We start from the raw sequence: 13229 nt of genomic DNA on the forward strand, positions 1-13229 counted from the left end.
AGGGTGGCCGGCGGCTGGTCTGCCGGACGGCCGCGCGGGGCGGCGGGCCGGCCCGGCGGCGGGAAGGTCAGGTCTGGAGCAGGTTCGCCAGGACGGTGTCCAGTTCCTGCTCGGTGTGCTCCTGGCCGGTCGGCACGAGCCGCTCGGTGCGGTCCAGGAAGCTCCGCAGCGACGATGTCGAGAGGATCACCACGGAGCGGCGGTCCCCGTCGACCAGGTCCAGCCGGACGCCGCCCTGCCCCGGGTCGGGGCCTATCCGCACGTCGCCGTCGCCGACCGCCGTCTCCAGACCGGCGCGCAGCGCGTCGCGGGGCGCCACCCAGCTGCCCTGCGGCAGCGCGGGGTGCTCCGGCCTGGACACCAGGGTCATGGACACGGCCAACGGATCGCACGCTCGCCAGCAGATCTGGAACACCGTCACCCGCCCACGGCTGGCCGCGTCGTCCACGACGAACTCCGCCGTGACGTCTTTACCAAGCACGTGCTGGCTCCCTCGGTTCGCTTGCCCGGTGTGTCGAGGGTCGCAGCCCCCCGCGCCGGACGCCAGCGGGGGCACTGGAAACAACCGAAAGTCTCGGATTAATCACGACCAGCTTCAGATTTTGTTGCCTCCTGTCACCCTTCTGCCACGCTTCGAGAGGGCCCGCCGATGAGGTCGCACGCTATGCGTGATGAAATGGTTACGTGCAGGCGCTGCTCGTTCGGGATGATGGTCGCCGTAGGCTCGGTTCATGGCTGATCCGGCGTCCTACCGGCCCGCGCCGGGCTCGATCCCCGAGACCCCCGGCGTCTACCGCTTCCGCGACGAGCACGGCCGTGTGCTCTACGTGGGCAAGGCCAAGAACCTGCGGGCCCGGCTGGCCAACTACTTCGCCGATCTGCACACGCTCCACCCTCGCACCCAGCACATGGTCCAGGCGGCCAGCGCGGTCGACTGGACCGTGGTCTCCACGGAGGTCGAGGCCCTCCAGCTCGAGTACACGTGGATCAAGGAGTTCGATCCGCGCTTCAACGTCCGGTACCGCGACGACAAGAGCTACCCGAGTCTCGCGGTGACCCTCCACGAGGAGTTCCCGCGCCTGCAGGTCATGCGGGGACCGAAGCGCAGGGGTGTGCGGTACTTCGGCCCGTACGTCCACGCCTGGGCGATCCGGGAGACCCTCGACCTGCTGCTGCGCGTCTTCCCGGCCCGCACCTGCTCGGCGGGGGTGTTCAAGCGGGCCGGGCAGGTCGGCCGGCCGTGCCTGCTCGGCTACATCGACCGCTGCTCGGCGCCCTGCGTCGGCCGGGTGGACGCCGAGACCCACCGGGCGATCGTCGACGACTTCTGCGACTTCATGTCCGGTCAGACCGCCCGCTACCTGCGCCGCCTCGAGCAGCAGATGCAGCAGGCCGCCTCGGCGCAGGAGTACGAGCGGGCCGCGCGGCTGCGCGACGACGCCGGCGCCCTGCGGCGGGCCATCGAGAAGCAGGCCGTCGTGCTGCCCGACGGCACCGACGCCGATGTGATCGCCTTCGCCGAGGACGAGCTGGAGGCCGCGGTCGCGATCTTCTACGTTCGCGGCGGGCGGGTGCGCGGGCAGCGCGGCTGGGTCGTCGACAAGCTCGACGAGGTGACCACGGCCGACCTCGTCGAGCAGTTCCTCACCCAGGAGTACCTGGAGGGCACGTCGCTCACCGCCGCCGGCGCAGGCGATGCCGGCGGCGGGGACGCGGGCGAGTCGCCGGCCGGGCGTGGGGGATCAGGCCGCGCGGCCGGGCCCATGCCGCCGGCCCGGACGCCACGCACCGACCCTCAGGGCGCGGGCATCCCGCGCGAGATCCTCGTGCCCGCCCTGCCCCCGGACGCGGATGCCGTGGCCGAGCTGCTCGGCGCCGCCCGCGGCGGCCGGGTCGAGGTCCGGGTGCCCCGCCGCGGTGACAAGCGCACCCTGCTGGAGACCGTGGAGCGCAACGCCCGCCAGGCGCTGGCGCTGCACCGCACGAAGCGGGCCAGTGACCTGACCGCCCGCAGCCGGGCGCTCGCCGAGCTGCAGGAGGCCCTGGAGCTGCCGGACGCGCCGCTGCGCATCGAGTGCTACGACGTGTCGAACATCCAGGGCACCAACGTCGTCGCGAGCATGGTCGTCTTCGAGGACGGGCTGGCGCGCAAGTCGGAGTACCGCCGGTTCTCCATCCGCGGCGGCGCGGGCGGCGCCGCCCGCGAGCGCGGGCGGGCGGACGCCGGGCAGGACGACGTCGCCAGCATGTACGAGACCATCCACCGGCGGTTCTCCCGCTACCTCGCCGAGCGGTCCCGCACCGGGGAGCTCGTCGACATCGTCGACACCGCGGACGATCTCGCCGCCGGCCCCACGGGCGATGCCACCGCCGGCCCCACGGGCGATGTCGCGGCCGGCCCCACGGGCGATGTCGCGGCCGGCCCCGAGGCGGCCACCCGGGACGGACGGGGCCGGGTCGTCTCGCCGGGCGCGGCGCAGCCGGTCGACCCGGACACCGGTCGACCCCGCAGGTTCGCCTACCCGCCGAACCTCGTCGTCGTGGACGGCGGCCCGCCGCAGGTCGCCGCGGCCGCCCGCGCCCTCGACGAGCTCGGCATCGACACCGGGCCCGGCGGGGTGGCGCTGTGCGGGCTCGCGAAGCGGCTGGAGGAGGTCTGGCTGCCCGACACCGCGGAGCCGGTGATCCTGCCCCGTACCTCCGAGGCGCTGTATCTGTTGCAGCGGGTTCGGGACGAGGCGCACCGTTTCGCCATCACCTACCACCGGCAGAAGCGGTCCGCCGCGATGGTGACCTCCGCGCTCGACGACGTGCCGGGCCTCGGGGAGACCCGGCGCAAGGCGCTGCTGCGGCAGTTCGGTTCGGTGGCGAAGGTGCGGGCGGCCAGCGCCGAGGAGATCGCCCAGGTGCCCGGGATCGGACCGCGCACCGCCGCGGCCATCCTCACGACGCTCGGTCGGTCCGCGCCGGGTACCGCCGCCGCGCCCACCCCCGCCGTCGACCCCCGCACCGGTGAGATCCTGGACGAGCCGCCGTCGGCGGCCCCGGAGGATCCCGACCCCGACCCGGCGCGGCCCGCACCGGCGGCCGCGGCCGACGGTCCCGCCGCGGCGCCGCGAGCCCTGCACCACGCCGACTCGGGAAGGGCGTCATGACCACCCCGACCCTCGACCTCGCCATCATCACCGGCCTGTCCGGCGCGGGGCGCAGCACCGCGGCCAAGTGCCTGGAGGACCTCGGCTGGTTCGTCGTCGACAACCTGCCGCCCGCCCTGCTGTCCACCATGGCGGAGCTCGGCCACCGCTCCGGGGGCGCGGTCAGCCGGATCGCCGTGGTCGTCGACGTCCGCGGCCGGGCGTTCTTCTCCGACCTGCGGGCCGCGGTCGCGGCGCTGGACGCCCGCGGCATGCATCCGCGGATGCTCTTCCTCGAGGCCAGCGACGACGCGCTCATCCGCCGGTTCGACCACGTCCGCCGGCCGCATCCGCTGCAGGGCGACGAGCGGGTCGTCGACGGCATCGGCCGGGAACGGGCGCTGCTCGCCGAGCTGCGCGGCGAGGCCGACCTCGTCCTCGACACCACCGATCTGAACGTCCACGAGCTGCGGTCGAAGATCGATGCGGCGTTCGGGCAGCCGGGCGCGAACCGGCTCAACGCCACCGTCGTGTCGTTCGGGTACAAGTACGGGCTGCCGCTGGACGCCGACCTCGTCGCCGACTGCCGGTTCCTGCCCAACCCGCACTGGGTGGAGGAGCTGCGCCCCTACACCGGGCGGGATCCGCAGGTGCGCAGCTACGTCCTGGCCCAACCCGGGGCGCAGGAGTTCCTCGACCAGTACGCGGCACTGCTGCGCCTGGTCGGGGAGGGCTACGCGCGGGAGGGCAAGCGGTACCTGACCCTCGCGGTCGGGTGTACCGGCGGCAAGCACCGCAGCGTGGCGATGGCCGAGCAGCTCGGCGCGCGGCTGGCCGCCGACGGCGTCGGAGTCCGGGTCGTGCACCGCGATCTGGGACGGGAGTGAGCGTGCCGAAGCCCGTCGATCCCACCGGCCCCGGCCGTGATCCCCAGGCCGCCGTCGCCGGGCGGCAGCCGGCGGTCGTCGCCTTCGGGGGCGGCCACGGGCTCGCCGCCTCGCTGGCTGCGCTGCGTCAGCTCACCTCGGCGCTCACCGCGGTGGTGACCGTCGGCGACGACGGCGGATCGTCGGGGCGGTTGCGCGCCGAGCTCGGCGCGCTGCCCATGGGTGACCTGCGGATGGCGTTGGCCGCGCTCGCCGGCCCGGACGGGCCGCCGGCGACCTGGGCGGAGCTCTTCCAGCACCGCTTCGCCGGTTCCGGGCCGCTGGCCGGGCACGCGGTGGGAAACCTGGTGCTGACCGGGCTGGCCGAGCACACCGGCTCCCCGGTGGCCGCCCTCGACCTCGCTGCCAGCCTGCTCGGGGCGCGGGGTCGGGTGCTGCCGCTGTCCACGGAGGGCATCGACATCGTCGCCGACGTCGTCGGCTTGGACCCGGCCGCACCGGGGGCGGTGAGCGAGGTGCGCGGGCAGGCCGCGGTGGCCACCACGGCGGGGCGGGTGGTGGGCGTCCGGCTGGCCCCGGCGGAGCCGGCGGCCTGCGCGGAGGCGGTGGCGGCGGCCTGCGCGGCCGACTGGCTCGTCCTCGGCCCGGGGTCGCTCTACACGAGCATGCTGCCGCACCTGCTGGTGCCCGGGATGCGGCACGCGATCACCACCTCCCGGGCGCGCACGCTGATGGTCCTCAACCTGGCCGCCCAGCCGGGGGAGACCGCCGGGTACACCCCGCAGGCCCACCTCGAGGCCCTGCGCCGGCACGTGCCCGGCCTGCGCCTGGACGTCGTGGTCGCCGATCCGAGCGCGGTGCCCGAACCCGACCCGCTCGCGCGGGCCGCGGCGGATCTCGGCGCCCGGTTGCATCTGGCGCCGGTGCGGGTGCCCGGCGCGCCCGTGCACGACCCGACCCGCCTCGTCGCGGCCTTCCGCGCCGTGTTCGCACAGGCCACGGCGGTCCCGCAGGCCACGGCGGTCTCACAGGCCACGGCGGTCGGGGAGGGTGCCGGGCCGGCGACTGCCGCGGCGCCGGCGCAGGCCGCGGCACCCGGTGGCGAGGCCTCGGCGGCGTCGCCGGCCGCTCGCACCGGGCCGTCCGGCCAGCCTGCCCCGTCGGCGCCGCGGGCGCCGTCCGCGGGGAGCAGCCGGCGGCCGGTCACGAAGTACCCATCGTCCGGCGGCGTCCGCCGGACCCCATTCGGTGAAGCCAAGGAGTGATCGGTGTGGCGGCGATGACGGCCACCGTCAAGGACGAACTGAGCCGGCTACGGGTCGCGAAGCCCTGTTGCCGGCGGGCCGAGATGGCAGCCCTGCTGCGTTTCGGCGGGGGGCTGCACATCGTCGGGGGCCGCATCGTGGTGGAGGCGGAGCTCGATACGGGCGCGACCGCGCGCCGGCTACGTCGGGAGGTCGCCGAGGTCTTCGGTTTCCCGTCCACGGTGGCGGTGCTCGCCGCCGGTGGGCTGCGCCGCTCGGTGCGCTACATCGTGCGGGTCGAGCGCGACGGCGAGCAGCTCGCCCGCTCGACGGGGCTGCTCGACCAGCGTGGCCGGCCGGTACGCGGGCTGCCGCCGCAGGTCGTCACCGGCTCGGCGTGCGACGCGGCGGCGGCGTGGCGGGGCGCGTTCCTCGCCCACGGGTCGCTGACGGAACCCGGCCGGTCCTGCTCGCTGGAGGTCACCTCGCCCGGTCCGGAGGCGGCGCTCGCGCTGGTCGGGGCGGCTCGCCGGCTCGGTGTGCAGGCCAAGAGCCGCGACGTGCGCGGGGTCGACCGGGTGGTCATCCGGGACGGGGACGCCATCGGCGCGTTGCTGACCAAGATCGGTGCCCATGACAGCCTGATGGCCTGGGAGGAGCGGCGGATGCGCCGCGAGGTCCGGGCGACGGCGAACCGGCTGGCGAACTTCGACGACGCCAACCTGCGCCGATCGGCCCGCGCCGCGGTCGCGGCCGGGGCGCGGGTGCAGGCGGCGATGCGCATCCTCGGCGACGACGCGCCCGAGCACCTGCTTGCCGCGGGCCGGCTGCGCCTGGAGCATGCCCAGGCGTCCCTGGAGGAGCTGGGCGCGCTGGCCGACCCGCCGCTGACCAAGGACGCCGTCGCCGGGCGCATCCGGCGGCTGCTGGCGCTCGCGGACAAGCGGGCGAACGCCCTCGGCATCCCCAACACCGAGGCAAGCGTCTCACCGGATCTGCTGGAGAACGCCTGAGTGCTGACAATGCGTCATCTAGTTGATTTCGGGCATTTCGCTAGCTGGATCATCGCTATTCCTGATATAGGCCCGTTGGTGGTGGAGTGCGTCGGGGTCAGATCAACGATGCCCGATCGTCCGTGGAATAATCTCGGGGTAGCACCATCGGGATCGCACACAGGGGACGGTGCAGGCCCCGCGCCGCGGGGGTGCCCGAACGGTGGGGCGGCTCGGACGGTGTGGCAGGCAAGCACGGGACGTGCCTGGCCCGGGGTCCGGGCAGGGGAGCGGCGGGAACCTCCGGATGCGGAGCATCGTCGTGACCGGGTGGGAGCAGGTCCCCCGACGGGTGCGCGGCCTCGTGTGAGGAGACCAACACCGCACGGTTCGGATTACCGCCGATGATGTGCGAACTCGTTAGGCTCCTGCCTCGACAACGAGATACCGAACTCCGGTCATGACGCAAGCGGCGTCATGGCTGTCGAAACGACGAGACAAGACGGTAGGGAGTCCTGGACGTGGCTACGCGGGTGGGTGTCAACGGCTTCGGGCGGATCGGCCGTAACTTCTGGCGGGCGCTCGCGGCGAGCAAGCGGGACGACCTCGAGATCGTCGCCGTCAACGACCTGACCAACAACAAGACCCTCGCGCACCTCCTCAAGTACGACACCACCCTGGGCACGCTGGCCGCTCCGGTCAGCGTCGTCGAGGAGGGCATCCGGGTCGGCGACACCCTGATCAAGGTGCTCGCCGAGCGGGACCCCGCCGCGCTGCCGTGGGGCGAGCTGGGCGTGGACATCGTCATCGAGTCCACCGGCCGGTTCACCAAGGCCGCCGACGCGGGCAAGCACCTCACCGCGGGCGCCAAGAAGGTCATCATCTCGGCCCCGGCCAAGGACGAGGACCTCACCGTCGTCGTGGGCGTGAACGACGACGCCTACGACCCGGCGAAGCACCACATCCTGTCCAACGCCTCCTGCACCACGAACTGCGTGGCGCCGATGGCCAAGGTGCTCGACGAGGCGTTCGGCATCAGCCAGGGCCTCATGACCACCATCCACGCCTACACCAACGACCAGGTCATCCTGGACTTCCCGCACGAGGACCTGCGCCGGGCCCGGGCGGCGGCGCAGAACATCATCCCGACCACCACCGGTGCCGCCAAGGCCACCGCGCTGGTGCTGCCGCACCTCAAGGGCAAGCTCGACGGCATCGCCATGCGGGTGCCGGTGCTCGACGGCTCCGTCACCGACCTCGTCGCCACGCTGACCAAGCCGGCGACGAAGGACGAGGTCAACGCGGCGTTCAAGGCGGCGGCCGAGGGCCCGCTCAAGGGTTACCTGGTCTACACCGAGGACCCGATCGTCTCCTCCGACATCGTGAACACCCCGGCGTCGTGCACCTTCGACTCGCTGCTGACGATGTCCGCCGGCAACCAGGTCAAGATCGTCGGCTGGTACGACAACGAGTGGGGCTACTCCAACCGGCTGGTCGACCTGACCGCCCTGGTCGGCGCCCGTCTCTAGGAGCCGTTCCGGCCGGGGCCGCCGTGCGCGGTCCCGGCCGTCGTGGTTGCGTCCCGCACCCTGCAATCCGCGCAACCGCAACGCCGCGGAGCGTGTCCGGCCAGGTTCCCGGTGGGGATCGCCGGAGGCGGTTCGCCGCATCGCCCCGTCTCCCATCCCCGGTCTCGAACCCAATGGAGTAACCAAGAGTGAGGACGATCGACGACCTGCAGGTCGCCGGGCACCGCGTCCTGGTCCGCAGCGACCTGAACGTGCCGCTGGACCGTTCGGGCGACACCCCGCGCATCACCGACGACGGCAGGGTCCGCGCCAGTGTCCCGACGATCGCCGCGCTGCTGGACCGCGGCGCGCGGGTGATCGTGACCTCCCATCTGGGCCGTCCCAAGGGCGAGCCCGACCCCAAGTACTCGCTGGAGCCGGTCGCGGCCCGCCTCGGCGAGCTGCTCGGTCGACCGGTGGCCTTCGCCGGCGACGGCACCGGTGACATCGCGGGTGCCCGCGCGCGCGAGGTCGTCGCCGGCCTCGGCGACGGCGAGGTGGCGCTGCTGGAGAACCTGCGCTTCTCGCCCGGCGAGACCAGCAAGGACGCCGTGACCCGGGCGTCGTTCGCGGACGCCCTGTCGGCGCTGGCCGAGTTCTACGTCGGCGACGCCTTCGGCGCGGTCCACCGGGCCCACGCCAGCGTCGTCGACGTGCCCAAGCGGCTGCCGCACGCCGCCGGCCGGCTGGTGCTCACCGAGCTCGACGTGCTGCGCCGCCTCAGCGCCGACCCGGCCCGCCCCTACGCGGTGGTCCTCGGTGGCTCGAAGGTGTCGGACAAGCTCGGGGTCATCCGCGCCCTGCTGCCCAAGGTCGACGCGTTGCTCGTCGGCGGCGGCATGTGCTTCACCTTCCTCGCGGCCCTCGGCTACGGCGTCGGGGGCTCGCTGCTCGAGTCCGAGATGATCGACACCTGCAAGGCGCTGCTCGCCGAGGGCGGCGACCGGATCGTGCTGCCGACCGACGTCGTCGTCGCCGACCGCTTCGCCGTCGACGCCCAGACGGCGGTCGTGCCCGCCGACGGGATCGGCGAGGGCTGGCTCGGCCTGGACATCGGCCCGGCGTCCACGGCGCTGTTCGCCGAGCGGCTCGCCGGCGCCGCGACCGTGTTCTGGAACGGCCCGATGGGCGTGTTCGAGCTCGCGCCGTTCGCCGCCGGCACCCGCGGGGTCGCCCAGGCGATCGCCGCCGGGGACGGCTTCTCCGTGGTCGGCGGCGGGGACTCCGCCGCCGCCGTGCGCACGCTCGGCATCCCCGAGGACGCCTTCAGCCACATCTCCACCGGCGGCGGGGCGAGCCTGGAGTACCTGGAGGGCAAGACGCTGCCCGGCCTCGCGGCGCTCGATGTCTGAGACCGCCTCGATGTCTGGGACCACTTCGATGTCTGGGACCACTTCGATGGCTGGGACCGCCTCGATGGCTGGGACCGGGAGCTTGTGATGGCGCCACTGGGCCGGGGGCGTTCCGAACGGGGTACCGAGAAGGGTAAGAACGGCGTGAGCAAGGACAAGGGCACCGGGCGGCGGACGCTGGTGGCCGGCAACTGGAAGATGAACCTCAACCACCTCGAGGCCATCGCGCTGGTGCAGAAGATCGCCTTCGATCTCAAGCCCGCGGAGCTCGAGACCGTCGAGGTCGTCGTCATCCCGCCGTTCACCGACCTGCGCAGCGTCCAGACGCTGGTCGACGGCGACAAGCTCGCCCTGGGCTACGGCGGGCAGGACCTCTCCCCGCACGGCTCGGGCGCGCACACCGGCGACATCAGCGGGTCGATGCTGGCCAAGCTCGGCTGCTCCTACGTCGTCGTCGGGCACTCCGAGCGCCGCGCCGACCACCACGAGGACGACGCCCTGGTCGCCGCGAAGGCGAAGGCGGCCTACGCCGCCGGAATCACACCGATCCTCTGCGTCGGCGAGGTGGAACAGATCCGCGCCGCCGGCACCCACGTCGAGCACGTGCTGGGCCAGCTCACCGGGTCGCTCGCCGGGATCACCGCCGAGCAGGCCGCGACGATCGTCATCGCCTACGAGCCGGTGTGGGCGATCGGCACCGGCCGCACGGCGTCCGCCCAGGACGCCCAGGACATGTGCGCCGCCGTGCGCGGGCAGCTCGCCCTGCTGTACGGCGACGAGGTCGCCGCGGGCATCCGCGTGCTCTACGGCGGCTCGGTGAAGGCGGCGAACGCCGGCGAGCTGTTCACCATGCCCGACGTCGACGGCGGACTCGTCGGCGGGGCCAGCCTCGTCGCCGAGGAGTTCGTCGGCATCGTGCGCAGCGGCCCGCCCGCCTGAGGCGGCCGACCCGAGAGCCCGGCGGGGGTGAACCCCGCCGGGCTCTCGCCATGCCCGGCACCGCCGGCGGACATGTCCGCGCCTCGCCCGCGGCGGGACCGGGTGAGCCACCGCGGCCGGCACGTCGGGGTGCGGTACCTTGGCGGGACCGTCGAGAACGGCCGGCCGGGCCGGTGTACGCGGCTGCCCGCCGTACACCCCTGCCACGCGCCCGGCCCTCGCGGTGCCGGTTTCGGCGGGGGCCTCGCCGGTTGGAGCGGATACTGTTGCCTGGCGACGTGCCGATACCACCTGACCCCTGACGGTGGCCGGTTCCACCCACGTTGCTGGAAGGCGCAGGAGGTGTGCAGGGCCGTGGAGCCTCCACTGTCGCGGAGGCGAGCCGGGCGCGGGTGTCCTGCCGCCTCCCCGAGGAGCAGGAGCTGGTCTGAATGACGGTCGGTCTGTCGATCGCCTTGATCATCGCGAGTATTCTGATGATCCTGCTCGTCTTGTTGCACCGGGCCAAGGGTGGCGGCCTGTCCACCCTGTTCGGCGGGGGCGTGTCCTCGTCGCTCGGCGGTTCCTCCGTCGTGGAGAAGAACCTCGACCGGCTGACCGTTCTGGTCGGGGCAGTCTGGTTCGTCTGCATCATCGGTCTCGGTCTGCTGCTGAAGAATTGAACGCCCCGCGTGCGCGCCGCCGCCCCCGGGGGCCGGCGGCGTTCCGACTCGCGGCGCTCGCGGCCGTCCTCGCCGTCGCCGTCGCGGCCTGCAGCGGCGGTTCCGGCGGTTCCGGCCGCCTCGCCGCCAGCCCCACCCTCACCCCGACGGCCACCGCCACGACCCCGCCGGCCGCCAAGCCCGGCGGCACCCTGCGCATCGTCACCCAGCGGATGCCCAGCGGGGACCCGGGCTGGGCCGACCAGCCCGGTGAGCAGGCCGTCGCCCGGCTCGTCACCCGCCAGCTCTACAGCTATCCCGCCGACGCCGATCTCGAGAGGTCGACGGTTCCGCGGCCCGACCTGGCCGCCGGGGCGCCGATCGTCACCGAGGACGGGCTGGTCTACACCGTCCGGCTGCGCTCGGCGGCCCGCTGGGACACCCCCAACCAGCGGCGGATCACGGCCAACGACGTCGCCCGCGGCATCAAGCGGCTGTGCGTGCCGCCGGACCCCTCGCCGCTGCGCGGCTACTTCGCCGCGACGATCGTCGGCTTCCGCGAGTTCTGCACCGAGCTCGCGGCGACCCCGGTCGCGGACGCCGCCGCCTTCGTCGAGAGCAACACCATCGAGGGGGTGGAGATCGTCGGCGATGACACCGTCGCGTTCCATCTGCTCGCCCCGGTGAACGACTTCGTCGACGTGCTGGCCCTGCCGGCGGCGTCGCCGGTGCCGCTGGAGGCGCTCGCCTACCCGCCCGACTCGCCGGAGTACCTGCACAACCTGGTCTCCGACGGGCCCTACCGGTTCACCGTCGCCCCGGACGGCGACGCCACGCCGGGCTACCGGCTGGCCCGCAACCCGTCGTGGAGCGCCTCCTCGGACGGCATCCGGCGGGCGCTGCCCGACCACATCACGATCACCGACGGGCTGTCCCCGGAGACGATGCAGCAGCAGCTCGAACGCGGCGACGCGGACATGTCGCTCGACGGCCAGCTGCCGGCCGGGCGGGCCGCGGAACTCGCGAAGGCCCAGGACCCGCGCCTCGTCGTCGATCCGGTGGGTTCCACCCTGGCGCTCACGGTCGGCCTCGACGGGCCGTCCGCGGCCGCCCTGCGCGAGCCGGTCATCCGCCAGGCGCTGCCCTACTGCATCGACCGGGTGAGCCTGGCCGCGGCGCTCGGCGGCCCCGAGTTCGCGGCCACCACGGGTGGGCTGCTGCAGGAACCGATGACCGGTTACAACGACGCGGACCCGTTCCCGAGCCCCGCGGGCCTCGGTGACCCGGCCCGCTGCCGGGAGGCGCTCAGCCAGACCCCCGGCGGCCCCGTCACGGCGCTGTCGCTGCTCACCACGGACAGCGCCACCGACGCGGCGGTCGCCGAGGCGCTGCGGACGGCGTTCGCCCGGGCCGGCATCCGCCTCGACGTCCGGATCCGCACCGGTGCGCGTTTCGCCGCCGCGGCGATCCAGCCCGCCGGCCAGTTCTGGGACCTGGCGTTGTCCACGATCACCCCCGCCTGGTTCGGCGACGCCGGACGCACGGTCTTCCAGCCGCTGCTGGACGAGCAGTGGCTCGGCCCGCGGCCCGCGGACGGCGGCTACCGCGATCCGGTCGTCGCCCGCCAGCTCGACGCCGCCCTGCGGGCCACCACGGAGACCACCGCGGCCGCCTCCTGGGGCGCGCTGGAGCAGACCGTCGTGGGCAGCGCCGCGGTGATTCCGCTGGCGGTCGTGCACCCCCCGGTGTTCCACAGCGCGGGCGTCACGACGTTCGCGATCGTCCCGTCGATTGGCACGGCCGATCCGACCGCTGTGTCGCTCGGATCCGGATGACGCCCGACCCGTCCATGATCCTCCCGGCTGCGCATGGCCGGGTTGGGGTGGTCGGTGCATCCACGTTGGGCCATGGCGGCCTACACTCCCCCCAGGACGTACCCGGAGGGACAACCCGGGGGAGTGGCCGGGAACGTCACGCTTGCGGAACCGACTGTCGGTTCCCGCGGTGTTGCACACCGCGGGGCCGCCGGCGCGGGGTCCGGGCTACCACCCATGGGACGAGACGAAGGAGCATGCGGGCCGTGGCAGGTGGCAACGCCATCCGGGGGAGCCGGGTCGGGGCTGGACCGATGGGAGAGGCGGAGCGGGGCGAGACCGCGCCCCGCCAGCGCATCTCCTTCTGGTGCGCCAACGCGCACGAGACGAGACCGTCGTTCGCCGCGGACGCGGCCATCCCCGACACGTGGGACTGTCCGAGTTGTGGCTTTCCGGCGGGGCGGGACCGGGACAACACCCCGGCCCCACCGCGGACCGAGCCGTACAAGACCCATCTCGCCTACGTCCGGGAGCGGCGTAACGAGAAGGACGGCGAGGCGATCCTCGCGGAAGCGCTCGCGAAGCTGCGGGGCGCCCCCTAGGCTGGATCGGGGCCTGGCGCGCCCGCCCGGTCCCCGGCCCGCGCCGCGCGCGACCG

At 73.9% G+C, this 13229-nt stretch carries 11 protein-coding genes; 10 read left to right on the forward strand and 1 reads right to left on the reverse strand.

The annotated features are described in order from the left end of the window. Positions 1–67: 67 nt before the first annotated feature. Positions 68–481, reverse strand: coding sequence for an SsgA family sporulation/cell division regulator (locus tag FRAQA3DRAFT_RS01535; protein ID WP_009399439.1), 414 nt, complete (start codon positions 479–481; stop codon positions 68–70). A 250-nt stretch (positions 482–731) separates the two neighbouring features. Here FRAQA3DRAFT_RS01535 and uvrC point away from each other — a divergent pair, with 250 nt between their 5' ends. The 10 genes from uvrC (at position 732) to FRAQA3DRAFT_RS01590 (ending at position 13173) form a co-directional block, all read left to right on the forward strand. Further along, positions 732–3155 carry an excinuclease ABC subunit UvrC gene (gene uvrC, locus FRAQA3DRAFT_RS01540; protein WP_009399440.1) on the forward strand — a complete coding sequence of 808 codons (2424 nt, stop codon included), beginning with the start codon at positions 732–734 and terminating at the stop codon, positions 3153–3155. Beyond that, positions 3152–4021: an RNase adapter RapZ gene (gene rapZ / locus FRAQA3DRAFT_RS01545; RefSeq protein WP_009399441.1), complete on the forward strand. Its 870-nt coding sequence runs from the start codon at positions 3152–3154 to the stop codon at positions 4019–4021. Before uvrC ends, rapZ begins: the two co-directional genes overlap by 4 nt. A gap of 2 nt (positions 4022–4023) precedes the next feature. Then, the gene (yvcK, locus tag FRAQA3DRAFT_RS01550) at positions 4024–5286 is read left to right on the forward strand and encodes a uridine diphosphate-N-acetylglucosamine-binding protein YvcK (RefSeq protein WP_009399442.1); all 1263 of its coding nucleotides are present in this window, start codon (positions 4024–4026) and stop codon (positions 5284–5286) included. A gap of 14 nt (positions 5287–5300) precedes the next feature. Continuing rightward, positions 5301–6278 (forward strand): DNA-binding protein WhiA, encoded by a 978-nt coding sequence (gene whiA / locus FRAQA3DRAFT_RS01555; RefSeq protein WP_173402763.1) that lies wholly within the window; start codon positions 5301–5303, stop codon positions 6276–6278. A gap of 500 nt (positions 6279–6778) precedes the next feature. Then, the gene (gene gap / locus FRAQA3DRAFT_RS01560) at positions 6779–7786 is read left to right on the forward strand and encodes a type I glyceraldehyde-3-phosphate dehydrogenase (protein ID WP_009399444.1); all 1008 of its coding nucleotides are present in this window, start codon (positions 6779–6781) and stop codon (positions 7784–7786) included. A 188-nt stretch (positions 7787–7974) separates the two neighbouring features. Further along, positions 7975–9177, forward strand: a complete 1203-nt coding sequence (pgk, locus tag FRAQA3DRAFT_RS01565; RefSeq protein ID WP_009399445.1) for a phosphoglycerate kinase — start codon at positions 7975–7977, stop codon at positions 9175–9177. A gap of 87 nt (positions 9178–9264) precedes the next feature. Next, complete coding sequence (gene tpiA / locus FRAQA3DRAFT_RS01570; protein ID WP_009399446.1) at positions 9265–10116, forward strand: triose-phosphate isomerase; 852 nt, start codon at positions 9265–9267, stop codon at positions 10114–10116. 431 nt (positions 10117–10547) lie between these two features. Then, positions 10548–10778 (forward strand): preprotein translocase subunit SecG, encoded by a 231-nt coding sequence (gene secG, locus FRAQA3DRAFT_RS01580; protein ID WP_009399447.1) that lies wholly within the window; start codon positions 10548–10550, stop codon positions 10776–10778. Beyond that, a complete protein-coding gene (locus FRAQA3DRAFT_RS01585; protein ID WP_009399448.1) occupies positions 10775–12592 on the forward strand; it encodes an ABC transporter substrate-binding protein in 1818 nt (605 codons plus the stop codon). The genes secG and FRAQA3DRAFT_RS01585 overlap by 4 nt, the downstream gene beginning before the upstream one ends. Before the next feature lie 245 nt (positions 12593–12837). Continuing rightward, positions 12838–13173 carry an RNA polymerase-binding protein RbpA gene (locus FRAQA3DRAFT_RS01590; RefSeq protein ID WP_009399449.1) on the forward strand — a complete coding sequence of 112 codons (336 nt, stop codon included), beginning with the start codon at positions 12838–12840 and terminating at the stop codon, positions 13171–13173. Positions 13174–13229: the final 56 nt, after the last annotated feature.

The sequence above is a fragment of the Frankia sp. QA3 genome, from assembly GCF_000262465.1.
Taxonomy (GTDB): Bacteria; Actinomycetota; Actinomycetes; order Frankiales; family Frankiaceae; genus Frankia.

Excerpts from the sequence above, each read along its gene's own strand:
- uvrC (WP_009399440.1), top strand. The coding sequence starts at position 732 with ATGGCTGATCCGGCGTCCTACCGGCCCGCGCCGGGCTCGATCCCCGAG.
- rapZ (WP_009399441.1), top strand. The coding sequence starts at position 3,152 with ATGACCACCCCGACCCTCGACCTCGCCATCATCACCGGCCTGTCCGGC.
- whiA (WP_173402763.1), top strand. The coding sequence starts at position 5,301 with ATGACGGCCACCGTCAAGGACGAACTGAGCCGGCTACGGGTCGCGAAG.
- tpiA (WP_009399446.1), top strand. The coding sequence starts at position 9,265 with ATGGCGCCACTGGGCCGGGGGCGTTCCGAACGGGGTACCGAGAAGGGT.
- secG (WP_009399447.1), top strand. The coding sequence starts at position 10,548 with ATGACGGTCGGTCTGTCGATCGCCTTGATCATCGCGAGTATTCTGATG.